Here is a 23,185-nt window from a genome sequence, read left to right as displayed (position 1 = left end):
TGAAAGTTACAGTGATTCGTTTAACCAGCTGTCAAACGGCGCTTTCGGTACTGCGCCATTGAGCATGTCGACGACTTCACCGTTTTTAAAGATCATAATGGTCGGGATGCTGCGAATGCGGAAACGTGCGCTAAGCTCGCGTTCCGCCTCGGTATTCACCTTAACAAAACGCATCTTACCGCTGCGCTCTTCGGCCACGTCTTCAAAGATTGGCGCGAAGCTTCGGCATGGACCGCACCACGGTGCCCAGAAATCGACCACCACCGGGAGATCGTCCTTGAGGAGTTTGTCCAGCGTAGCACCCGTCGCGTTAATGACATCGCCATCAAACAGTTCGTGGCCACAACGTCCGCATTTCGCACCATCGTCAATCCGATCGTCCGGAATGCGATTAAGAGCCTGACAGTTGGCACATACGGTATTCATAACTAACCTCTGATAGAGCCGTGGGACAGCGGCAGAACGCCGATAATGTTTCTAATATGTTACATATTATCAATGAGCCTGTTTGAAACAACAATGCGTTTTATTCAATGAGAACAATAGTCACAGGCTTTTGTACGAAATTATGGCTATGCGCTGGCACATCGGGTAATCTGCGCGCTTTGCGCAGCGCTGGTGGAGAAAAGCATGAACGACGAAATGAAAAATAAAAGCGGCAAGGTCAAAGTGATGTATGTCCGCAGTGATGATGACTCTGATAAACGCACCCAAAATCCGCGTACCGGAAAAGGTGGCGGGCGTCCGGCGTCTTCTCGTGCAGACGGTGGCCGTCGCCCCGCCCGCGATGACAGAAACACCCGCGGTGATGACCGCAAACGTGACGATCGCAAACGCGATGACCGTCCGCGTTCCGACCGCCCACGCAGTGACCGTCCACGCGACGATCGTCCGCGTGATGACTTCTCGCGTGACAACGCCTCCCCGTGGCGCACCGTTTCTCGCGCCCCGGGCGATGAGACGCCAGAGAAAGCCGATCACGGCGGTATCAGCGGCAAAAGCTTTATCGATCCGGAAGTGCTGCGCCGTCAGCGTGCGGAAGAGACCCGCGTGTATGGCGAGAACGCCTGCCAGGCGCTGTTCCAGAGCCGCCCTGAGTGTATCGTCCGCGCCTGGTTTATCCAGAGCGTGACCCCGCGCTTTAAAGAAGCACTGCGCTGGATGGCCGCGAATCGTAAAGCCTACCACGTGGTGGATGATGCCGAGCTGACCAAAGCGTCCGGTACCGAGCACCACGGCGGCGTCTGCTTCCTGATCAAAAAACGTAACGGCACCACCGTGCAGCAGTGGGTCAGCCAGGCGGATGCCGATGACTGCGTGCTGGCCCTGGAAGATGTAGGCAACCCGCACAACCTGGGCGCGATGATGCGCAGCTGCGCACACTTTGGCGTGAAGGGTGTGCTGTTACAGGATGCCGCACTGCTGGAATCTGGTGCCGCGATCCGCACAGCAGAAGGCGGAGCGGAGCATGTGCAGCCGATCACCGGCGACAGCGTGCTGGACGCCCTTGAGCAGTTCCGTAAAGCGGGTTATTCCATCGTGACCACGTCGAGCCATGCTGGTACGCCGCTGTTTAAAGCGACGCTGCCGCGTAAAATGGTGCTGGTATTAGGTCAGGAACGTGACGGTCTGTCTGACGCGGCGCTTTCCAGTGCTGATCTGAGCGTCTCTATCGACGGGACAGGTAATGTAGAAAGTTTGAACGTGTCCGTTGCGACCGGCGTACTGCTGGCGGAATGGTGGCGTCAGAATAAGGCATAAGCCTCTCAATGTGCCGGGTCTGACCCGGCACATTCAAATCCTACTCGCTCTCTGCCGGTAACACTGGCATCCAGTCAATTGGCGTTTCGCCACGTTTTTCCAGCCATTCATTCGCCAGAACAAAGTGATTACTGCCGAAGAAACCGCGATGTGCCGACAGCGGAGACGGGTGCGGCGCTTTTAAAACGTGATGGCGCTGACGGTCGATAATCGCCCCTTTCTTCTGCGCGTGAGAACCCCACAGTAAAAACACCACGCCTTCACGATGTTCGTTGATCAGGCTAATAACCTTATCGGTAAAGGTTTCCCAGCCCAGGCTGGCGTGAGAATGTGCCTGACCCGCCCTTACAGTGAGTACCGTATTTAACAGCAGCACACCCTGATGCGCCCAGCTTTCCAGGTAACCGTGGGTGGGGCGGGTGAAGCCAGGAACGGTTCCCTCAAGCTCTTTATACATATTGAGCAGAGAAGGGGGGATAGCCACGCCCGGACGGACGGAGAACGCCAGCCCGTGTGCCTGACCCGGGCCGTGATACGGATCCTGGCCAAGAATGACCACCTTCACATCGCTCAGCTCAGTGTAACGAAAGGCGTTGAACACATCTTTCTGCGGCGGATAAATCGTCTGCCCGGACTGACGTTCAGCTGCAACGGTGCTGAGTGTATTGATAAAATAGGGTTGTTGTTTTTCTTCTGCCAGCACATCGTGCCATGTCAACGGTGTGGTCATCTCGCTCTCCTGCGAATCTCATTCTGTGTCTAGCTTACCTGTTAAACGCCAGTGAGCAAAATGACGCGCTGAAACGTGCGCTAAGTAACTAAATTTATTTTGAAAAGATACACAACCAGTTGAATTGGTAAGGTGCTGAAATTGATCTAAAACAATAAATTCAAACCACACTCTTTATGTGGTTGGTGTTTTTGTTGATTTAAATCAATAAATCGCCGGGGTGCGAGTGATATATATACACACAAGAAACAATGGTTTTACCAATTGGCCGTGTGAGGCCGACACCAGTTAATGTAGCCTAAGGGAGGCAACACATGATTACAGGTATCCAGATTACTAAAGCTGCAAATGACGATCTGCTCAATTCTTTCTGGCTGCTGGACAGCGAGAAAAACGAAGCACGCTGCGTGGTTGCAAAAGCCGGTTTTACTGAAGATGAGATCGTGCCAGTGAGCAAACTGGGCGAAATCGAATATCGTGAAATCCCAATGGAAGTGAAACCGGAAGTGCGCGTGGAAGGCGGTCAGCACCTGAACGTTAACGTTCTGCGTCGTGAAACGCTGATGGATGCCGTTGAGCACCCTGAAAAGTACCCACAGCTGACTATTCGCGTGTCTGGCTATGCGGTTCGTTTTAACTCACTGACCCCAGAGCAGCAGCGCGACGTTATCGCGCGTACCTTTACTGAAAGCCTGTAAGGTTCCAGTTTCGGGGGTGAATAAAAAAGCCGGGGAAATCCCCGGCTTTTTCTTACTCTTCAGTTTTCGTATCCTGCGCGGCAGCGCTTGGCTTACGACGCTTACCAATGTTTTTGGTATCGCGGTGGCGTTGCTTAACGCGCGGCTTCTCTTTTTCTTTCTCTTTTCTCTCAGCGCGTTTTGCGAGTGCTTTCTTGGACGGTTTGCCCGTCATTTTTTCACTCGGCGCGCGGGTAGTTGGGCGCAGGCCGTCAATGACGCGAGATTTCAGCGGCTCATCAACATAGCGACCAATTTTTTGCAGCAGCAGGTGATCGTGCGCTTCAACCAGTGAAATCGCAGTACCTTTACGTCCGGCGCGACCGGTACGGCCAATGCGGTGCAGATAGGTATCACCACTGCGCGGCATATCGAAGTTGATCACGTGGCTCACGTCCGGAATGTCGATCCCGCGTGCGGCAACGTCTGTCGCCACCAGCACGTTCACGCGGCCATCGGTCAGGCGTTTGATGCCTTCGGTACGCTTAACCTGCGCCATCTCACCTTCGAGGTAGCAGTTATTAATGCCCGCATTACGCAGCATTTCTGCCAGCTCGTGCACGCGCTCGCGTTTACGCACAAAGACGATGGTACGCAGAGCATCTTCCTGCTTCAGCAGGTGCTTCAGTAATTCGACCTTGTGCTCAAGGTTGTCCGCACGGTAATACCACTGGTGGATCTTCTTGCGCTCACGCGTAGAGGGCGTCGCAGAGACTTCAACCGGATCTTCCAGCAGACGCTCGGCGAAATCTTTAATCGCGTCCCCTTCAAGGGTGGCAGAGAACAGCATCGTCTGGTTACGCCAGCGCGTCTCGCCCGCAATATGTTCGATATCCTGTGCGAAGCCCATGTCCAGCATACGGTCGGCTTCATCCAGAATCAGCGTTTCTACCGCGCGGCAGTCGAAGTTCTCTTCTTTAATGTACTGCAGCAAACGGCCCGTCGTCGCAACAACGATATCCTGGTTTTCGCTGAACACTTCGGCGTGGTTCATATACGCCACGCCGCCGGTAATAGTGGCGATATCCAGATGGGTGTTAGCCGCCAGCTCACGCGCGTGATCGGCAACCTGCATGGCCAGCTCGCGCGTAGGCGTCAGGATCAAAATACGCGGTGGGCCTGATTTTTTTCGTGGAAAGTCGAGCAGGTGCTGCAACACAGGCAGCAAATAGGCTGCTGTCTTCCCCGTGCCGGTTGGCGCAGAACCGAGCACATCGCGGCCCTCAAGCGCAGGCGGAATGGCCGCTGCCTGAATGGCGGTCGGGCGTGTAAAGCCTTTGCTCTCAAGTGCATTGAGCAGGCTTTCATCGAGTTCAAGTTCGGAAAAAGTCGTTACAGTCATGTTCTACCTCTGTGTGGGGCGCTGATTATAGACGTTACGGCTGTAATCTTCATCTGTTTGTATGGATATCGCTTTGCGGTGCCTTCGCTTTCCCCTATGCTACTCCAGTTTCACTTAGAAGGTTGCCCTGACATGTCTCAACTCAAAGCGCAGTTGCGCCGCGATGGTTTTACGTTTAAACAATTTTTTGTCGCCCACGATCGCTGTGCCATGAAAGTCGGCACCGACGGTATTTTACTGGGAGCATGGGCCCCTGTCGCAGGTGTTAAACGTATTCTTGATATCGGTACCGGCAGCGGGCTGGTGGCGTTGATGCTGGCCCAGCGTACGGAAGAGCATGTCACGATTGATGCCGTTGAGCTCGATGCGCAGGCTGCAGGGCAGGCGAGTGAAAATGCGGCCGAATCCCCCTGGGCAGACCGGATTCGCGTTCAATGTGCGGATGTGCTGGTCTGGGCGCCTGAACAAACTGCGCGTTACGATCTTATCGTCAGCAACCCTCCTTACTACGCGCCCGGTGTCGAGTGTGGTACCCCTGAACGTGAACAGGCGCGTTATACCGGTTCACTCGATCATAAAGCACTGCTTACCAGCGCGGCTGAACTCATCTCTGAAGAGGGATTTTTTTGCGTAGTGTTGCCAGAAAGCACGGGTAATACATTTATTGGTCTGGCGCAGGAGATTGGCTGGACATTACGTTTGCGAACTGACATTTCTGATACGGAAGGACGACTGCCGCACCGCGTGCTGCTGGCGCTCTCGCCAAAAGAAGGTGAATGCTTTAATGACCGTATGGTGATTCGAGGGCCAGACCAGCATTATTCCGAAGATTACACTGCTCTGACCCAGGCATTTTATCTGTTTATGTGAACCTGCGGAGCCAGTATCGACGGGCCGGATTCAGCAAGCTGATCCGGGTAGTCCAGGGTGTAGTGCAAGCCGCGGCTCTCTTTACGCATCATGGCACAGCGAACAATCAGCTCGGCAACCTGCACCAGATTGCGCAGCTCCAGCAGATTATTGGATACGCGGAAATTGGCATAATATTCATCAATTTCCTGCTGCAGCATAGTAATGCGGCGCAACGCACGTTCCAGACGTTTTGTGGTGCGCACAATCCCTACGTAGTCCCACATAAACAGCCGTAGTTCATGCCAGTTGTGCTGGATCACGACCAGCTCGTCCGGGTTATCCACGCGGCTTTCATCCCAGGCAGGTAAGTGCTCAGTCTCGCGGGCGTAAGGCATGCGTTTCGTGATGTCTTCCGCCGCTGACCAGCCGTACACCAGACACTCAAGCAGCGAGTTCGACGCCATACGGTTCGCGCCGTGAAGGCCGGTATAACTCACCTCGCCGATAGCATACAGACCTTCTACGTCGGTGCGCCCGTGATCGTCAACCATCACGCCCCCGCAGGTATAGTGGGCCGCAGGCACAATGGGCACCGGATCGCGGGTCAAATCAATCCCCAGGTTCAGCAGCTTTTCGTAAATCATCGGGAAATGCTGGCGAATGAATGCGGCTGGCTTATGGCTGATATCGAGATACATGCAGTCCACGCCCAGACGTTTCATTTCATGGTCGATGGCGCGGGCAACGATATCGCGAGGGGCCAGCTCGCCACGCGCGTCAAAGTCCGGCATAAAGCGGGTACCGTCAGGGCGTTTCAGATAAGCGCCTTCACCGCGCAGAGCTTCCGTCAGCAGGAAGTTGCGCGCCTGAGGGTGGAACAGGGCTGTTGGGTGAAACTGATTAAATTCGAGATTCGCCACGCGGCAGCCTGCGCGCCAGGCCATGGCGATACCGTCTCCGGAAGCGATGTCCGGGTTAGTGGTGTACTGATACACCTTTGAGGCGCCGCCCGTCGCCAGTACAACGGCCTTCGCCTGACAGGTTTCAACCTTCTCTTTATTACGGTTCCAGACCCATGCACCCACCACGCGACGCGGACCAGGCAGGCCAATCTTGTCGGAAATAATCAGGTCAACGGCATTACTGCGCTCAAGAACCCGAATATTAGGATGGTTAAGCGCTTTACCCACCAGCGTGGTCTCCACCTCTTTACCGGTGGCATCCGCTGCGTGCAGGATGCGGCGGTGGCTATGGCCGCCTTCGCGCGTCAGGTGGTAGCTCTCTTCACCGTTAGGCTGAATCTGGGTATCAAATAATACGCCCTGATCGATGAGCCACTGAACGCAATGGCGGGCATTGCTGGCAACGAACTCTGCGGCGTGCGCATCCACGATCCCGGCGCCGGCAATCAACGTATCTTCTACGTGCGACGCTATGCTGTCGGTCTCGTCAAACACGGCGGCAATACCGCCCTGGGCATAAAATGTGGAACCTTCACTTATCGGTCCTTTACTCAGAACGATAACGTTTTGATGTTCGGCAAGGCGCAGCGCCAGAGAGAGACCGGCAGCGCCGCTACCGATGATCAGGACATCACAATGGAGTTCAGATGTTGTGTTCATGATTGTTGTTTAATTTACTAAACAGTGTTGGGTCAGAATAGCACCTGAGTGCGATTTATCGCACGTTTTTTTTAGAGGTTGTTGCAATGGCTAAACGCGTAAGGCGGAGTAAATAGCGGGTAAAGGAATGAAATTATTTTGCGAAGCAGATCGTTAGCGTCAGATTTTGTGATGAAATAAAGACTGGGTTGCGTTACTCTTCTCGCGGGAAAAAGATGTTTCTTGTCAGAAAGTGGTGCGTATCGTGAACAGACTTATAATGAGAGAAAATGAACAGTCTGCGGCGCGATGAACAAAAACAAAGGCGTTACGGAACTTATTGACGATCGGACACTCTAACTCGGTGCTTGCTCAAAGTGCGGTGTTTTTAGAGTGGCGTTTCGATAACGCGTGGAATTTAGGTTTGGGGAGACATTACCTCGGATGAGCGAGCAGTTAACGGACCAGGTCCTGGTTGAACGGGTCCAGAAGGGAGATCAGAAAGCCTTTAACTTACTGGTGGTGCGCTACCAGCATAAGGTGGCGAGTCTGGTTTCCCGCTATGTACCGTCAGGTGATGTGCCTGATGTGGTGCAAGAGTCTTTTATTAAGGCCTATCGCGCGCTGGATTCTTTCCGGGGAGATAGTGCTTTTTATACCTGGCTGTACCGTATTGCTGTCAATACGGCAAAGAATTATCTGGTTGCTCAGGGTCGTCGTCCGCCGTCCAGTGATGTAGACGCTATCGACGCCGAAAACTTCGAAAGTGGCGGTGCGCTGAAAGAAATTTCGAACCCTGAGAACTTAATGTTGTCAGAAGAACTGAGACAAATTGTTTTTCGCACGATCGAGTCGCTCCCGGAAGATTTACGCATGGCAATTACGTTACGGGAGCTTGATGGTCTGAGCTATGAAGAGATAGCCGCTATCATGGATTGTCCGGTCGGTACGGTGCGTTCACGAATCTTCCGTGCGCGAGAAGCTATTGATAATAAAGTTCAACCGCTTATCAGGCGTTGACGATAGCGGGATACTGGAAAAGGTATTAGGCATGCAGAAAGAAAAACTTTCCGCTTTAATGGATGGTGAGACGCTGGATAGTGAGCTGCTCAACGAGCTGTCTCATTCTCCCGAAATGCAAGAGACCTGGGAGAGTTACCATCTCATCCGTGACACGCTGCGCGGCGATACCGGCGAGGTTCTCCATTTCGATATCTCTGCCCGCGTGATGGCGGCCATTGAGAATGAGCCTGTTCATCAGACCACTCCGCTGATTCCTGAAGCTCAACCTGCACCTCACCAGTGGCAGAAAATGCCGTTCTGGCAAAAGGTGCGTCCGTGGGCCAGCCAGCTCACCCAAATGGGGGTTGCTGCATGCGTATCGCTTGCAGTTATCGTTGGCGTCCAGCACTATAATACTCAGTCTGAAACTAATCAGCAGCCAGAAGCGCCAGTGTTTAACACACTGCCGATGATGGGCAAAGCGAGCCCGGTTAGCCTGGGCGTACCGGCTGATGCTTCCGCCAGCGGCGGTCAGCAACAGCAGGTGCAGGAGCAGCGCCGTCGCATTAATGCGATGTTGCAGGATTACGAGTTGCAGCGTCGTCTGCACTCTGAACAGCTTCAGTTTGAGCAGGCCCAAACCCAGCAAGCTGCTGTGCAGGTGCCCGGAAACCAAACTTTAGGAACGCAATCGCAGTAATGAAGCAACTTTGGTTCGCCATGTCTCTGATGGCGGGTAGCCTGTTCTTCTCTGCCAACGCCTCGGCTGATGTTTCATCCGGGGCGTTGTTGCAGCAAATGAATCTGGCCAGCCAGTCACTCAATTACGAGTTGGCATTTATCAGCATTAATAAGCAGGGCGTCGAGTCGTTACGCTATCGTCATGCCCGTCTTGATAATCAGCCACTCGCCCAGCTTTTACAGATGGATGGTCCGCGTCGGGAAGTTGTCCAGCGAGGCAACGAAATCAGCTATTTCGAGCCCGGCCTGGAGCCTTTCACGCTCAATGGCGACTATATCGTTGATTCTCTGCCGTCACTCATCTATACCGACTTCAAGCGGCTGGCCCCTTACTACGATTTTATTTCGGTAGGGCGTACGCGCATCGCAGACAGACTGTGTGAAGTGATCCGCGTGGTTGCTCGCGATGGCACGCGCTACAGCTATATCGTCTGGATTGATGCGGAAACCAAGCTGCCGATGCGTGTGGACCTGCTTGACCGCGACGGTGAAACGCTTGAACAGTTCCGCGTGATCTCCTTCAGCGTGAACAATCAGGTTGGCAACAGCATGCAGAATCTGGCCAAAGCCAGCCTGCCGCCGCTGCTTTCTGTTCCGGCAGGGGATTCCGTTAACTTCAACTGGGTTCCTTCCTGGATCCCGCAAGGCTTTAGCGAAGTGTCCAGCAGCCGTCGTCAGTTGCCAACTATTGACACGCCCGTTGAGTCGCGCCTCTATTCCGACGGTTTGTTCAGTTTCTCGGTGAATATCAACCGCGCAACGGCAAACAGCTCTGAGCAAATGCTTCGTACCGGACGTCGCACGGTCAGCACCACGGTACGTGATAACGCAGAGATCACGATTGTGGGTGAATTACCTCCGCAGACGGCGAAGCGCATTTCAGACAGCATTAAATTCAGGGCCGCGCAATGATTAAAGAGTGGGCAACCGTCGTCTCGTGGCAAAATGGCGTTGCGCGAGTCAGTTGCGATGTCAAAGCCTCATGCAATAGCTGCGCATCCCGTGCCGGGTGCGGCAGCCGCGTGCTGAATAAGCTCGGGCCGCAAACGTCGCATACTATCTCTGTGCCAAGTGAACAGCCGCTGGTGACGGGGCAGAAGGTTGAACTAGGGATTGCGGAAGGCAGTCTGCTCGGTTCCGCGATGCTGGTCTATCTCTCTCCGTTGGTCGGGTTATTTATCATGGGCGGCCTTTTCCAGACCCTGTTTGGTTCCGATGTGGCCGCCATGTGCGGTGCCGCGTTGGGGGGCATCGGGGGATTCTGGCTTGCTAAGGGTCTCTCACCGAAGCTTGCCGCGCGCGAAGAGTGGCAGCCTGTCATTCTCAGCGTTGGGTTGGCACCAGACCAGCTTCGTGTCGAGACGCTCTCTTCTGAGGCCTGATGATCCATCGGGCTTTATCAATTTTTACGCCCTAATACAGAAAACGCCCTTTCTTCACGCTATACCTGTCTCTAAGTGCATTTCCAGGTAGCGAGGATGTAGTGTAGAATGCTGCGTTTTCGCACTGAAAAACGTCAGGCTAAGAACAGCGGCCTCCAGGAATTCGTAAGGCATAATTATTTAACTATATGAAGAACATACGTAACTTTTCGATCATTGCTCACATTGACCACGGTAAGTCGACGCTGTCTGACCGTATTATCCAGATTTGCGGTGGCCTGTCTGATCGTGAAATGGAAGCCCAGGTTCTGGACTCCATGGACCTGGAACGCGAACGCGGTATCACCATTAAGGCGCAAAGCGTTACGCTGGATTACAAAGCGGCTGATGGTGAAACCTATCAACTGAACTTTATCGACACCCCAGGCCACGTTGACTTCTCCTATGAAGTATCACGCTCGCTGGCGGCCTGTGAAGGTGCGCTGCTGGTCGTCGATGCCGGGCAGGGTGTTGAAGCCCAGACCCTGGCAAACTGCTATACCGCGATGGAAATGGATCTCGAGGTTGTGCCGGTTCTGAATAAAATCGACCTGCCAGCTGCCGATCCTGAACGCGTCGCGGAAGAGATTGAAGATATTGTCGGCATTGACGCGACGGATGCCGTGCGCTGCTCCGCGAAAACCGGTGTGGGCGTGACCGATGTGCTGGAACGCCTGGTGCGTGACATCCCGGCCCCGGAAGGTGACCCGGATGGCCCACTGCAGGCGCTGATCATCGACTCCTGGTTCGATAACTACCTTGGTGTTGTCTCTCTGGTGCGTATTAAAAACGGCACCATGCGTAAAGGCGACAAAATCAAGGTAATGAGTACTGGTCAGGTTTACAACGCTGACCGTCTGGGTATCTTCACGCCAAAACAGGTTGACCGTACCGAGCTGAAATGTGGCGAAGTAGGCTGGCTTGTCTGCGCCATTAAAGACATCCTCGGCGCGCCAGTGGGCGATACTCTGACCGGAGCACGTAACCCGGCAGATAAAGCGCTGCCAGGCTTTAAAAAGGTGAAACCGCAGGTTTACGCGGGTCTGTTCCCGGTCAGCTCAGATGACTATGAAAACTTCCGTGATGCGCTCGGTAAATTGAGCCTGAACGATGCTTCCCTGTTCTACGAGCCAGAAAGCTCAACGGCGCTGGGCTTCGGTTTCCGCTGTGGCTTCCTCGGCCTGCTGCACATGGAGATCATTCAGGAGCGTCTGGAACGTGAATACGATCTGGATCTGATCACCACCGCACCGACCGTTGTGTATGAGGTAGAAACCACCTCGAAAGAAGTGATCTACGTCGATAGCCCGTCCAAGCTGCCGCCGCTGAACAATATCCACGAACTGCGTGAGCCGATTGCAGAGTGTCACATGCTGCTGCCACAGGAGTTCCTGGGCAACGTCATTACACTGTGTATTGAGAAGCGTGGCGTGCAGACCAACATGGTCTACCACGGTAACCAGGTGGCGCTGACCTATGAAATCCCGATGGCGGAAGTGGTACTCGACTTCTTCGATCGCCTGAAGTCTACCTCCCGTGGCTATGCGTCCCTGGATTACAACTTCAAGCGTTTCCAGGCCTCCAACATGGTGCGTGTGGACGTGCTAATCAACGGTGAGCGTGTGGATGCGTTGGCCCTGATCACCCACAACGACAATGCGCCGTACCGTGGTCGCGAGCTGGTTGAGAAAATGAAAGATCTGATCCCGCGTCAGCAGTTCGACATCGCGATTCAGGCGGCCATTGGTAACCATATTATCGCGCGTTCTACGGTGAAACAGCTGCGTAAAAACGTTCTGGCGAAGTGCTACGGCGGTGACGTCAGTCGTAAGAAAAAGCTGCTGCAGAAGCAGAAAGAAGGTAAGAAGCGTATGAAGCAGGTCGGTAACGTTGAGCTGCCACAGGAAGCATTCCTTGCCATTCTTCATGTTGGTAAAGACGGCAAATAACCTTTAAGGAGTTGGCATGGCGAACATGTTTGCCCTGATCCTGGTCATTGCTACCCTGGTGACAGGTCTGCTGTGGTGTCTGGATAAGTTTATCTTCGCCCCAAAACGCCGTGAGCGTCAGGCTGCCGCACAGGCAGCCACTGGCGATCAGCTGGATGCGAAAACCCTGAAAAAAGTCGGCCCGAAACCGGGCTGGCTGGAAACGGGCGCCTCGGTATTCCCGGTGCTGGCCATTGTGCTGGTGGTGCGATCGTTTATTTACGAGCCGTTCCAGATCCCATCCGGTTCAATGATGCCAACGCTGCTGATTGGTGATTTTATTCTGGTAGAGAAGTTTGCCTACGGCATTAAAGATCCTATCTACCAGAAAACGCTGATCGAAACCGGTCATCCGAAGCGTGGCGACATCGTGGTGTTCAAATACCCGGAAGATCCGCGTCTGGACTACATCAAGCGTGCGGTTGGCCTGCCGGGTGATAAAGTGACCTACGATCCGGTCGCCAAGGAAGTTACCGTTCAGCCCGGCTGCAGTTCTGGCACCGCGTGTGAAAACGCACTGCCCATCACCTACTCAAACGTTGAGCCGAGTGATTTTGTGCAGACCTTTGCCCGTCGTAACGGCGGTGAAGCGACCAGCGGGTTCTTCCAGGTGCCAAAAGGCGAAACCAAAGAGAACGGTATTCGTCTGGTCGAGCGCAAAGAGACGCTGGGTGATGTGACTCACCGTATCCTCACGGTGCCAATCGCGCAGGATCAGGTGGGTATGTATTATCAGCAGCCGGGTCAGCAGCTGGCGAGCTGGATTGTACCGCCGGGACATTACTTCATGATGGGGGATAACCGCGATAATTCTGCGGACAGCCGTTACTGGGGATTTGTGCCTGAGGCGAATTTGGTCGGTAAAGCCACCGCAATCTGGATGAGTTTTGAGAAACAGGAAGGCGAATGGCCTACCGGTGTACGCCTGAATCGCATTGGCGGAATCCATTAATTCTCAATAAATGAACGCGTAGCCGCTTTAATTAGCGGCTACGTGAATTATTTCCTCGATAAATCTCTTTGAACTAACGACATCCCCTGTCGTTGTGTATAGAATATTCCCCCGAAGTTTAAGGTTGGCCCTGCAAGGGTGCCACGGCACACGAAACCGCGTTGGTTTTCTCAGGTCGGTTTCGTGTGCTGCATTTTTGACGCATTCATTTATTGGTATCGCATGAACCCCATCGTAATTAATCGGCTTCAACGGAAGCTGGGCTACACTTTTCATCATCAGGAGTTGTTGCAACAGGCATTAACCCACCGCAGTGCCAGCAGCAAGCATAATGAGCGTCTTGAGTTTTTAGGCGACTCAATTTTAAGTTTCGTGATTGCGAATGCGCTTTATCATCGTTTCCCGCGTGTTGACGAGGGGGATATGAGCCGCATGCGTGCCACGCTGGTTCGGGGGAATACCCTTGCGGAAATCGCGCGCGAATTTGAACTGGGCGAATGTCTGCGTCTTGGGCCGGGTGAACTGAAAAGCGGCGGCTTCCGTCGTGAATCTATTCTTGCCGATACGGTCGAAGCATTAATTGGTGGTGTGTTCCTGGACAGCGATATCCAGACCGTAGAAAAGCTGATCCTCAACTGGTATCAGAGCCGTCTGGACGAAATCAGCCCGGGCGATAAACAAAAAGATCCGAAAACGCGTCTGCAGGAATATTTGCAGGGCCGTCATCTGCCGCTGCCATCTTATCTGGTGGTGCAGGTACGTGGTGAAGCGCACGATCAGGAATTTACCATCCATTGCCAGGTCAGTGGCCTGAGTGAACCGGTGGTGGGCACAGGTTCAAGCCGTCGTAAGGCTGAACAGGCTGCCGCCGAACAGGCGTTAAAAATGCTGGAGCTGGAATGAGCGAAGAAAAAACGTATTGCGGATTTATTGCCATCGTCGGACGTCCGAACGTCGGCAAATCCACCCTGCTGAATAATCTGCTTGGGCAGAAGATTTCTATTACCTCGCGTAAGGCGCAGACCACGCGTCACCGCATTGTCGGCATCCATACTGAAGGCGCGTATCAGGCGATCTACGTCGATACTCCGGGCCTGCACATGGAAGAGAAGCGTGCCATTAACCGTCTGATGAACAAAGCGGCGAGCAGCTCGATTGGTGATGTAGAACTGGTCATTTTCGTTGTGGAAGGCACCCGCTGGACACCGGACGACGAAATGGTGCTGAACAAGCTACGTGACGGCAAAACGCCGGTCATCCTCGCGGTCAATAAAGTTGACAACGTGCAGGAAAAGGCTGACCTGCTGCCGCATCTTCAGTGGCTGGGCAGCCAGATGAACTTCCTCGATATCGTTCCGCTGTCTGCAGAGACTGGCCTGAACGTCGATACCATCGCGGGCATCGTGCGTAAGCATCTTCCGGAAGCGATTCATCACTTCCCGGAAGACTACATCACCGATCGTTCTCAGCGCTTTATGGCGTCTGAAATCATCCGTGAAAAGCTGATGCGTTTCCTGGGCGCGGAACTGCCGTACTCTGTGACGGTGGAGATCGAGCGTTTCCAGACCAACGAGCGCGGCGGCTACGACATTAACGGCCTGATCCTCGTTGAGCGTGAGGGGCAGAAGAAGATGGTGATCGGCAACAAAGGTGCCAAGATCAAAACCATCGGTATTGAAGCCCGTAAAGACATGATGGAGATGTTTGAAGCGCCGGTTCACCTGGAGCTGTGGGTGAAAGTGAAATCTGGCTGGGCCGATGATGAGCGTGCTCTGCGCAGCCTCGGTTACGGCGAAGACCAGTAACCTAAGACGACGAGTATGATGGAAGGATGGCAGCGCGCCTTCGTCCTGCATAGTCGTCCCTGGAGCGAAACCAGCCTGATGCTGGACGTCTTCACGGAAGAGTCCGGTCGCGTGCGCCTTGTAGCGAAAGGCGCACGTTCCAAACGTTCTAATCTGAAAGGTGCCCTACAGCCTTTCACGCCGCTGCTGGTCCGCTTTGGTGGGCGAGGGGAAGTGAAAACCCTGCGCAGCGCTGAAGCCGTCTCCCTGGCGCTTCCTCTTTCTGGTATCACCCTGTACAGCGGTCTGTATGTCAATGAACTCATCTCGCGGGTTCTTGAACATGAGACTCGCTTCTCTGAACTTTTCTTTGATTATCTGCACTGTATCCAGGCCCTCGCTGGGGCAACCGGCACGCCTGAACCTGCCTTGCGACGTTTTGAACTGGCGCTGCTGGGGCATCTGGGATACGGCGTCGATTTTCTGCATTGTGCGGGAAGCGGAGACGAGGTCGAAGACGCGATGACCTACCGCTATCGGGAAGAAAAAGGGTTTATCGCCAGTATCGTGATTGATAACAGTACCTTTACCGGGCGCCAGCTTCGGGCGCTTTATGCGCGCGAGTTTCCCGATCAGGACACCCTGCGCGCAGCAAAACGCTTTACCCGGATCGCCCTCAAGCCGTATCTTGGCGGCAAGCCCTTAAAGAGCCGCGAATTATTCAGGCAGTTTATGCCGAAACGTTAACGTTGCCCTCTCCCGGAGAAGGAAGGGAAATGAACCAAAATACCGAGGATTGTCATGGCTGAATTACTGTTAGGCGTCAATATTGATCACATTGCCACGCTGCGTAACGCACGCGGCACGGCTTATCCCGATCCGGTTCAGGCGGCATTTATCGCCGAACAGGCTGGCGCCGACGGCATTACCGTTCACCTGCGTGAAGACCGCCGCCACATCACCGACCGCGACGTGCGTATTCTGCGTCAGACGCTGGATACGCGCATGAATCTGGAGATGGCGGTCACGGAAGAGATGCTGGCCATTGCCTGCGAGACTCAACCCCATTTCTGCTGCCTGGTGCCGGAAAAGCGTCAGGAAGTGACCACCGAAGGCGGTCTGGATGTGGCTGGGCAGATCGATAAAATGCGCGATGCCTGCAAACGTCTGGCGGATGCCGGTATCCTGGTTTCCCTGTTTATCGATGCCGACTTCGCGCAGATCAAAGCCGCAGCGGACGTTGGCGCGCCGTATATCGAAATTCACACTGGCTGCTATGCCGATGCCAAAAACGATGCTGAGCAAGCCAAAGAGCTGGAGCGTATTGCCAAAGCGGCCACCTACGCGGCGAGCCTGGGGCTGAAGGTTAACGCCGGACACGGCCTGACCTACCATAACGTTAAGGCTATCGCTGCCCTGCCGGAGATGCATGAGCTGAATATCGGTCATGCGATTATTGGTCGTGCGGTGATGAGCGGCCTGAAAGAGGCGGTCTCAGAAATGAAACGCCTGATGCTGGAAGCGCGTCAGTAATGGCCATTCTGGGCTTAGGCACTGATATCGTTGAGATAGCCCGCATAGAAGCGGTGATCGCCCGTAGCGGCGAGCGCCTGGCAAGACGCGTGCTCAGCGATAACGAATGGGCCATCTGGGAAGCGCATCAGCAGCCGGTGCGCTTTCTGGCAAAACGTTTTGCGGTAAAAGAGGCGGCAGCCAAAGCGTTCGGTACGGGCATTCGTAACGGCCTGGCGTTTAATCAGTTTGAAGTATTTAACGACGAACTGGGCAAGCCGCGCCTGCGGTTATGGGGCGAGGCGCAAAAGCTTGCGGAGAAACTGGGCGTGAATCACATGCATGTGACGCTCGCGGACGAACGTCACTACGCCTGCGCAACGGTGATTATTGAAAGCTAGAGTTTGTCCGCGTGGTGCAGCAGGACAAACTTATCCCACAGCTGCTCTTCACTCTCAACGTGTGCCGGATCCTTCAGGATGGTATTCGGGATCGGGCACACTTTCTGACAGGTCGGCGTTTCATAGTGGCCGACGCATTCGGTGCAGCGGTCGCTGTTAATCTCATAAATGCTGTCGCCCATCGAAATCGCCTGGTTCGGGCATTCCGGTTCGCACATATCGCAATTGATGCATTTTTTGGTAATTAACAGCGCCATCAGGAAATTCTCAGAAACATCACAAACAGGGCGGGCATTATACGCTCATTCCTTACTCAGACCAGTTTTTTTACCAGCTCTTCACTATGGCGAATGCGCTCTGGCGCCCGCTCTAAATCCTGCTGCACCAGCGCCATAAACAGCAGGTCCGTCAGCATCATTTGCGCACTGGTTGACGAGATCGCCGCGCTGCGCGTGGCCTGCTCTTCGGCAATGGTATACAGACAGCGCGTGGCCCGCTGTTGCAGGGCATTCGGGGTGAACCCGGTGATGGCGAGGATTTTGCCGCCGACGCGCAGCACTTCGTCCGTTGCCATGTTAATCTCGCGGCGCTCACCGGAATAGGAGATGGCCAGCAGCAGATCTTCAGGATCCATCGCCTGCACGGTCGCCAGCAGGGCGTGCATATCCTGCTCGACAATCGCGTTAAAGCCGATTTTGGTCAGCTTCCAGCCAAAATTACGCGCCACCAGGCCGGATGCGCCAATACCGGTTAAAATAATACGCCGCGCCGCTCGCAGCATCGCCACGCTTTCCAGTAACTTCTCTTCGGTATTCACGTCGAGGGTGGCATGCATGGCCGCAACGTTCTCTTTAATCAGCTTTTCCCCGACCACACGCATTGGATCATCCCCGCGGATCTGGTTATGCACCGGCATAGATTGCGGGTTGGGATTACTCACCAGCGCTTCGCTAATTGCCAGCTTAAGGGCAGGGAAGCCTTTAAAACCGATCTTCTGGGCAAATTTCACCACGCTTGACTGACTTACCCCGGCTTCGCTTGCCAGCTGTTGCGAGCTGAGATGACGGGCGCGGTCAGGCTGAGAAAGCAGAAAGTCCGCCAGTTTTTTGTCGCTTTGAGCAAAGCCGGCGTAGCGCTGGCGAATGCGAATTAAACAGTTCATAAGTACTCCCGGCGGAAATGTGATTGTCTACGCAAATACGAATTTTGCTCGCCTGAATGAATTTTATATTCCATTATAGTGTGATTATTATGAATTAAAAATTCTTGAGGTACAAAAAATGAATCTTGGCTCACTTGTTTCTGAAACGCGTAACCCGCAAACCATGGATCTGGATGCGCTCTCTACTCTGGAGCTGGTTAACCGTTTTAATCAACAGGATACGCTGGTCGCTCAGGCAGTGAAAGAGACATTACCTGAGGTAGCGAAAGCGGTCGATGCGGCGGCGGAAGCCCTCAAAGCAGGTGGCCGCATTATCTACATGGGTGCCGGTACCAGCGGCCGTCTCGGCGTGCTGGACGCCTCCGAATGTCCGCCAACGTTTGGCGTGCCGCATGGGCTGGTGGTCGGGTTGATTGCGGGGGGGCCTGGTGCACTGCTGAAAGCCGTTGAAGGGGCGGAAGATAACAAACAGCTGGGTGAGGATGACCTTAAGTCGCTTAATTTGACGGCGAAGGATCTGGTCGTCGGGCTGGCGGCATCCGGGCGCACGCCGTACGTCATTGGCGGTCTGGAATACGCCAACCAGACCGGCTGCACGACGGTCGCCATCTCCTGTAACCCCGGCTCTCCAATCGCTCAGGTGGCCGCCATCGCCATCTCCCCGGTTGTCGGGCCAGAAGCGCTCACCGGCTCCACGCGCCTGAAATCCGGTACCGCGCAAAAGCTGGTGCTCAATATGATCTCCACCGGTGCGATGGTGAAGTTCGGCAAGGTGTATCAGAACCTGATGGTGGATATGCAGGCCACTAACGTCAAGCTGGTGGACAGAGCCTGCCGTATGGTGATGGAGGCGACAGGCGCAAGCCGTGAAGAGGCACAAGCGGTACTCCAACAGACCGATCACGATGTTAAACCCGCCATATTGATGATCTTAAGTGGGCTGGATGCGGCGGCCGCGCGAGCCAGACTCGATGCGCATAATGGCTTCTTACGGGCGGCATTAGAAAACTAACAGAGGCGTGTATGGACAAAACAGCAGCGCTCGCCAGCGATATCCTGCGAGGGATCGGCGGAGAAGAGAATATTCAGCGTCTGGAAAACTGCATGACGCGCGTGCGCGTCGAGGTGCATAACGACGACCAGCTGGATGTGCCGGGCCTGAAGAAGCTTTCCGGTGTCAGCGGTTACGTGAAGCAGGGGCAGCAACACCAGCTGATCGTCGGGCCGGGGAAAGCGGCGCAGGTGGTTGATGCCATGCGCGCGCTGATGGGCGGCGGCGCGAGTGTGACGCTCGACGATGCTGCGCGCACCAAAGCGCAGGCGAAGGCGAAATACAAAGCCCCCATGAGCGACGCGCTACGACAGCTGGCAAATGTCTTTATCCCGCTGATCCCGGCGTTTATTGCTTCCGGCTTGATCACCGGGATTATCAATATTCTCAAGCGTCCGGATATCGTCGGGGACTTTGCCACCCAGTATCCGAACCTGTTGGGTATTCTGGGGATCTTCGGCAGCGCGGTGTTTGCCATTATGAACATTCTGGTCGGGGTGAATACCGCCAAAGTGTTTGGCGGTTCGCTGGCGATGGGGGGCGTGATGGCGGGCATTCTCTCCAGCCCGCAGCTGGCGCAAATTACGCTGTTTGGCGAGGCGCTCCAGCCTGGTCGCGGCGGGGTGATTGCCGTGCTGCTGGTGGTCATCCTGATGTGCTGGATTGAGAAAAGACTTCGCGCGGTATTGCCCGGCTCGATTGAACTCATCCTCAACCCCCTGCTGACCACGTTAATTACCGGTAGTGTGGCGATTGTGGTTCTTCAGCCATTAGGGGGATGGATCTCTGATGCCATCGCTCATGGCGCGTCTCTGGCCATTGACCGCGGCGGTTTGTTAGTGGGGGCAGTGCTGTCAGGCACCTTCCTGCCGCTGGTGCTGACCGGTCTGCATCAGGGACTGGTGCCGATCCACGTCGAACTGGTGCAGGCGCACGGTTACAACGCGCTGTTGCCTATACTCTCAATGGCGGGGGTGGGGCAGGTCGGTGCGGCGATTGCCGTACTGCTGAAAACCCGCAACGCACGCCTGAAAAAAGTGATTAAAGGCGCGCTTCCGGTTGGATTGCTCGGCATTGGCGAACCGCTGATTTTTGGCGTCACGTTGCCGCTGGGTAAACCGTTCCTGGCTGCCTGTCTGGGCGGCGCGGTCGGCGGGGCGCTCATCAGCTACTGGAAAGTTGCTACCGTCATTACGTTTGGTCTCTCCGGTTTGCCGCTGGCGTTAACTATCGTGACCGGAAAAGTGATGCTCTATCTGTTAGGCTATTCTGTAGCGGTGATCGCCGGGTTCCTGTTTACCTGGCTGTTAGGATTCAACGACCCAGAGGAGTAAGGTTTGGCAAATCACGAGCGTCGCGTTGTCTTTTTCGATCTGGATGGAACGCTGCATCAGCAGGATATGTTTGGTACGTTTATGCGCTACCTGCTGCGGCGCCAGCCTCTGAATGCGCTGCTCGTCTTACCGCTGTTACCGGCGATCGGCATCGCGCTGCTGGTGAAAGGCCGGGCGGCGCGCTGGCCGATGAGCCTTCTGCTCTGGGGATGTACGTTTGGCCACAGCGAAGCGCGGCTCAAACAGCTAGAAAAGGAGTTTGCGCACTGGTTTCGCGGTCATGTCGCCGCGTTCCCGGTTGTACAGGCGCGCCTCACCAGTTACCTCGACGCCAACGATGCCGACATCTGGTTGATCACGGGCTCCCCGCAGACGCTGGTTGAACAGGTTTATTTTGATACGCCCTGGCTGCCGCGCGTGAATCTTATCGCCACACAAATTGCCCGTGGTTACGGCGGCTGGGTACTGAGTATGCGCTGTCTGGGGCATGAAAAAGTGGTGCAGCTGGAGAAACGCATCGGCACGCCGCTGCGTCTTTACAGCGGCTACAGCGACAGCAAACAGGACAACCCGCTGCTCTATTTTTGCCAGCATCGCTGGCGCGTCACGCCCGCAGGCGAACTTCAGCAACTCGAATAGTCTTATCTATAGCGGGTGTGTATAATGCCGCCCGCTTTTAGACTGGAGTATCAACCGTTGTGCAACCCTGAACGCGATCATGAATACTGGATGCGCCATGCGCTTACGCTTGCCCAGCGCGCCTGGGACGAGGGAGAAGTGCCCGTGGGTGCCGTGCTTGTCCACAATAACCAGGTGATAGGGGAAGGGTGGAACCGCCCGATTGGCCGTCACGATCCGACTGCGCACGCTGAAATCATGGCCCTTCGTCAGGGCGGAATGGTGCTGCAAAACTATCGTCTGCTTGATACCACGCTGTATGTCACGCTTGAGCCGTGCGTGATGTGTTCCGGCGCGATGGTGCACAGCCGGATTGGTACGCTGGTCTTTGGCGCGCGGGATGAAAAAACCGGTGCGGCCGGTTCTCTGCTGGACGTGCTGGGTCATCCAGGGATGAATCACCAGGTGAAAACTATCGGTGGGGTACTTGCACCAGCGTGTTCGGCGCTATTAAGCGATTTCTTTCGAATGCGCCGTCAGCAGAAAAAGCAACAAAAGGCAGAATTGAAGTTGTCGGACGATTAAGCTCGTCCGGCGCCACAACCGGATAACTCTCAGCCAGCTGTCTTGCCTCTGTCGCCTCTTTTTCTTTCTCGAGCAGATAGCCGACCAGGCTAATCTGATACTTACGGATATTTTCCACGTAGGCGTAGGCTTCATGTCCGCGCGCGTAGCCGTAAGTCAGCTTGTTATACCACGGCTTCTGGCTTAGCAGCGGTAGACGTTGCTTTACGTCTGACCAGCTGTCCGGGTTACCTTTCGTTTTCGCGGTCAGCGCCCGCGCGTCAAGCATATGCGCGTAGCCCATATTGTAGGCTGCCAGCGCAAACCAGATCCGTTCCTCTTCCGGCACCGTTTCCGGCACTTTGGCCATCATATCCTGAAGATAGCGAGCCCCGCCGCTGATGCTCTGTTCCGCATCGGTACGGTCATTCACGCCCAGGCTCAGCGCGGTATTTTTGGTTAACATCATTAAGCCACGCACGCCGGTCGGGGAGGTGGCCTGGGTGTCCCAGTGGGACTCCTGATACGAAATAGCCGCCAGCAGTTTCCAGTCAATCTCCTGGGCGTATTTTTCGAATAATGGCTGCAGGTCTGGCAGGACGCTATCTACCGCGCGCAGGAAGCTGCGGGTGTCAACATAGTCAAAGTCATCACCGTGGCCGAGATATTTTTCCTCCAGCCGCGCCAGCGTGCCGTCTTCATTGATGGTGTTATAGAAATCGAGCATGGCCGCAGAAAGAGTCTGATCGTCATCGAGCTGACTAAACCAGGTCACCGGCTGCTCGTCGGTAACGTCGAGCGCTACGGCAATTTCAGGATGCACGCGCTGGAACAGACTGATCGCAACCGAATCGGCAATGGTGTAGGGCAGTTTCTGATCTTTTACCTGCTCCAGCAGCTCCGTTGTGCCCAGTTTCGGATCAACCTTCCAGCTCAGGTCGGGGTATTTCTTCTCTTTCAGCTCACGCAGATCCTCAATCACCACATGGCCGGGCGCAATGGTCAGCTGTTGATCGTTAATGGAGGCCAGCGTGCGTGGCCGCAGACTCCCGACGCGATAGACCAGCTGTTGCGAAACGGAGTAATAGGTCGGGCCCGGTTGATAGTTTTTGCTACGCTCACTGTTATAGACCAGACCGGCTGCCAGTATGTCGGCATCGTTGTTATCAAGGTCGTCGAACAGCTGGTTGATATTCTGGCGAACGGTAATTTTAAGCTTCACGCCAAGATAATCGGCGAACTGCTGCGCCAGTTCATAATCAAGGCCAATAATTTTGCCGTTAATGTCGCTGTAAATCAGCGGAGAGTTGAGCGTACTGACGCGCAGCTCCCCCCGCTCCTGAATGGCGGCGATACGGTTTTCGGCTTTACCGAACCAGGGGATGGAAGGCCAGAGGGCCACTGCCAGCAGCAACGTAACAATGCCGATGAGCAGATAATTAATCTTTAATTTTTTCAATTAGTTAATTCTCTGCGACGCCGGTTGCCTCAGTATGCTGTAGCCATGTTTGATAATCAGGTTTGCCATTGAATGAGCGGCATTTTGCGTAAACTTGCGCCACTTGGCAACCAATTAGAGAGACAGGTCACATCTATTGCTAAATGTCTCCGCCAATTTTATTTCCACGCAAA

The 23,185-nt window shown here is 54.6% G+C and carries 26 protein-coding genes; 19 read left to right on the top strand and 7 right to left on the bottom strand.

Translation table 11 applies throughout. From position 1 onward, the window contains the following. Positions 1-6: 6 nt before the first annotated feature. On the bottom strand, positions 7-426 hold the full coding sequence (gene trxC / locus ACMGGM_RS07925; protein ID WP_014884856.1) for a thioredoxin TrxC: 420 nt from the start codon (positions 424-426) through the stop codon (positions 7-9). 204 nt (positions 427-630) lie between these two features. Here trxC and ACMGGM_RS07920 point away from each other — a divergent pair, with 204 nt between their 5' ends. Then, entirely contained in the window at positions 631-1,761 is a 1,131-nt protein-coding gene (locus ACMGGM_RS07920) for a tRNA/rRNA methyltransferase (RefSeq protein ID WP_014884855.1), read from the top strand. Between the two features lie 40 nt (positions 1,762-1,801). Here ACMGGM_RS07920 and ung read toward each other — a convergent pair whose 3' ends face one another. Continuing rightward, positions 1,802-2,491, bottom strand: coding sequence for a uracil-DNA glycosylase (gene ung, locus ACMGGM_RS07915; RefSeq protein WP_014884854.1), 690 nt, complete (start codon positions 2,489-2,491; stop codon positions 1,802-1,804). 314 nt (positions 2,492-2,805) lie between these two features. Between ung and grcA the strand changes: the two genes are divergently transcribed. Next, positions 2,806-3,189: an autonomous glycyl radical cofactor GrcA gene (grcA, locus tag ACMGGM_RS07910; protein ID WP_014884853.1), complete on the top strand. Its 384-nt coding sequence runs from the start codon at positions 2,806-2,808 to the stop codon at positions 3,187-3,189. Between the two features lie 52 nt (positions 3,190-3,241). On the opposite strand, the gene srmB is transcribed toward grcA, so the two are convergent. Further along, positions 3,242-4,570 carry an ATP-dependent RNA helicase SrmB gene (gene srmB / locus ACMGGM_RS07905; protein WP_014884852.1) on the bottom strand — a complete coding sequence of 443 codons (1,329 nt, stop codon included), beginning with the start codon at positions 4,568-4,570 and terminating at the stop codon, positions 3,242-3,244. 132 nt (positions 4,571-4,702) lie between these two features. Between srmB and trmN the strand changes: the two genes are divergently transcribed. Beyond that, positions 4,703-5,440, top strand: coding sequence for a tRNA(1)(Val) (adenine(37)-N(6))-methyltransferase TrmN (gene trmN / locus ACMGGM_RS07900; protein ID WP_045135187.1), 738 nt, complete (start codon positions 4,703-4,705; stop codon positions 5,438-5,440). Here trmN and nadB read toward each other — a convergent pair. Next, positions 5,425-7,044, bottom strand: coding sequence for an L-aspartate oxidase (gene nadB / locus ACMGGM_RS07895; protein ID WP_023331098.1), 1,620 nt, complete (start codon positions 7,042-7,044; stop codon positions 5,425-5,427). The two genes, trmN and nadB, sit on opposite strands and share 16 nt — an antisense overlap. Positions 7,045-7,387: 343 nt before the next feature. Between nadB and rseD the strand changes: the two genes are divergently transcribed. The 12 genes from rseD (at position 7,388) to acpS (ending at position 16,824) form a co-directional block, all read left to right on the top strand. Then, a complete protein-coding gene (gene rseD / locus ACMGGM_RS07890; RefSeq protein ID WP_223605340.1) occupies positions 7,388-7,471 on the top strand; it encodes a rpoE leader peptide RseD in 84 nt (27 codons plus the stop codon). Next, positions 7,468-8,043: an RNA polymerase sigma factor RpoE gene (rpoE, locus tag ACMGGM_RS07885; RefSeq protein WP_006176728.1), complete on the top strand. Its 576-nt coding sequence runs from the start codon at positions 7,468-7,470 to the stop codon at positions 8,041-8,043. Before rseD ends, rpoE begins: the two co-directional genes overlap by 4 nt. Positions 8,044-8,074: 31 nt before the next feature. Next, positions 8,075-8,725 (top strand): anti-sigma-E factor RseA, encoded by a 651-nt coding sequence (rseA, locus tag ACMGGM_RS07880; RefSeq protein ID WP_014832926.1) that lies wholly within the window; start codon positions 8,075-8,077, stop codon positions 8,723-8,725. Then, entirely contained in the window at positions 8,725-9,678 is a 954-nt protein-coding gene (gene rseB, locus ACMGGM_RS07875) for a sigma-E factor regulatory protein RseB (protein ID WP_023331097.1), read from the top strand. The genes rseA and rseB overlap by 1 nt, the downstream gene beginning before the upstream one ends. Then, positions 9,675-10,148 (top strand): SoxR-reducing system protein RseC, encoded by a 474-nt coding sequence (gene rseC, locus ACMGGM_RS07870; protein ID WP_045135186.1) that lies wholly within the window; start codon positions 9,675-9,677, stop codon positions 10,146-10,148. The genes rseB and rseC overlap by 4 nt, the downstream gene beginning before the upstream one ends. Before the next feature lie 188 nt (positions 10,149-10,336). Beyond that, positions 10,337-12,136, top strand: coding sequence for a translation elongation factor 4 (gene lepA / locus ACMGGM_RS07865; RefSeq protein ID WP_014884847.1), 1,800 nt, complete (start codon positions 10,337-10,339; stop codon positions 12,134-12,136). Between the two features lie 16 nt (positions 12,137-12,152). Then, positions 12,153-13,127 (top strand): signal peptidase I, encoded by a 975-nt coding sequence (lepB, locus tag ACMGGM_RS07860; RefSeq protein WP_014884846.1) that lies wholly within the window; start codon positions 12,153-12,155, stop codon positions 13,125-13,127. 222 nt (positions 13,128-13,349) lie between these two features. Then, positions 13,350-14,030 (top strand): ribonuclease III, encoded by a 681-nt coding sequence (gene rnc / locus ACMGGM_RS07855; RefSeq protein ID WP_010434072.1) that lies wholly within the window; start codon positions 13,350-13,352, stop codon positions 14,028-14,030. Next, positions 14,027-14,932, top strand: a complete 906-nt coding sequence (gene era / locus ACMGGM_RS07850) for a GTPase Era (RefSeq protein WP_006176722.1) — start codon at positions 14,027-14,029, stop codon at positions 14,930-14,932. Before rnc ends, era begins: the two co-directional genes overlap by 4 nt. Before the next feature lie 18 nt (positions 14,933-14,950). Beyond that, positions 14,951-15,658 (top strand): DNA repair protein RecO, encoded by a 708-nt coding sequence (gene recO / locus ACMGGM_RS07845; protein WP_023331096.1) that lies wholly within the window; start codon positions 14,951-14,953, stop codon positions 15,656-15,658. 54 nt (positions 15,659-15,712) lie between these two features. After that, a complete protein-coding gene (gene pdxJ / locus ACMGGM_RS07840; RefSeq protein ID WP_023331095.1) occupies positions 15,713-16,444 on the top strand; it encodes a pyridoxine 5'-phosphate synthase in 732 nt (243 codons plus the stop codon). Next, positions 16,444-16,824 carry a holo-ACP synthase gene (acpS, locus tag ACMGGM_RS07835; RefSeq protein ID WP_014884843.1) on the top strand — a complete coding sequence of 127 codons (381 nt, stop codon included), beginning with the start codon at positions 16,444-16,446 and terminating at the stop codon, positions 16,822-16,824. Before pdxJ ends, acpS begins: the two co-directional genes overlap by 1 nt. On the opposite strand, the gene ACMGGM_RS07830 is transcribed toward acpS, so the two are convergent. Continuing rightward, the gene (locus tag ACMGGM_RS07830) at positions 16,821-17,081 is read right to left on the bottom strand and encodes a YfhL family 4Fe-4S dicluster ferredoxin (protein ID WP_014884842.1); all 261 of its coding nucleotides are present in this window, start codon (positions 17,079-17,081) and stop codon (positions 16,821-16,823) included. The two genes, acpS and ACMGGM_RS07830, sit on opposite strands and share 4 nt — an antisense overlap. Positions 17,082-17,137: 56 nt before the next feature. Then, positions 17,138-17,986 carry a MurR/RpiR family transcriptional regulator gene (locus tag ACMGGM_RS07825; RefSeq protein ID WP_014884841.1) on the bottom strand — a complete coding sequence of 283 codons (849 nt, stop codon included), beginning with the start codon at positions 17,984-17,986 and terminating at the stop codon, positions 17,138-17,140. A 118-nt stretch (positions 17,987-18,104) separates the two neighbouring features. Between ACMGGM_RS07825 and murQ the strand changes: the two genes are divergently transcribed. Genes murQ through tadA form a run of 4 tightly spaced genes read left to right on the top strand, consistent with a single transcriptional unit; the run spans position 18,105 to position 21,574 of the window. Next, positions 18,105-18,998: an N-acetylmuramic acid 6-phosphate etherase gene (gene murQ / locus ACMGGM_RS07820; protein WP_176260677.1), complete on the top strand. Its 894-nt coding sequence runs from the start codon at positions 18,105-18,107 to the stop codon at positions 18,996-18,998. 11 nt (positions 18,999-19,009) lie between these two features. Next, positions 19,010-20,371 (top strand): PTS transporter subunit EIIC, encoded by a 1,362-nt coding sequence (locus tag ACMGGM_RS07815; protein ID WP_014884839.1) that lies wholly within the window; start codon positions 19,010-19,012, stop codon positions 20,369-20,371. 3 nt (positions 20,372-20,374) lie between these two features. After that, positions 20,375-21,010, top strand: a complete 636-nt coding sequence (yfhb, locus tag ACMGGM_RS07810) for a phosphatidylglycerophosphatase C (RefSeq protein ID WP_023331092.1) — start codon at positions 20,375-20,377, stop codon at positions 21,008-21,010. 24 nt (positions 21,011-21,034) lie between these two features. Continuing rightward, positions 21,035-21,574 carry a tRNA adenosine(34) deaminase TadA gene (tadA, locus tag ACMGGM_RS07805; protein ID WP_014884837.1) on the top strand — a complete coding sequence of 180 codons (540 nt, stop codon included), beginning with the start codon at positions 21,035-21,037 and terminating at the stop codon, positions 21,572-21,574. Here tadA and mltF read toward each other — a convergent pair. Continuing rightward, complete coding sequence (mltF, locus tag ACMGGM_RS07800; protein WP_014884836.1) at positions 21,462-23,012, bottom strand: membrane-bound lytic murein transglycosylase MltF; 1,551 nt, start codon at positions 23,010-23,012, stop codon at positions 21,462-21,464. The genes tadA and mltF overlap by 113 nt on opposite strands. Between the last annotated feature and the right edge of the window lie 173 nt (positions 23,013-23,185).

Origin of the sequence: Enterobacter sp. BNK-14, from assembly GCF_047456095.1 — a bacterium.
Classification (GTDB): domain Bacteria; phylum Pseudomonadota; class Gammaproteobacteria; order Enterobacterales; family Enterobacteriaceae; genus Enterobacter; species Enterobacter kobei.
The sequence above is the reverse complement of the archived record's forward strand: the minus strand, read 5'-3'. Positions and strand labels throughout refer to the sequence as shown.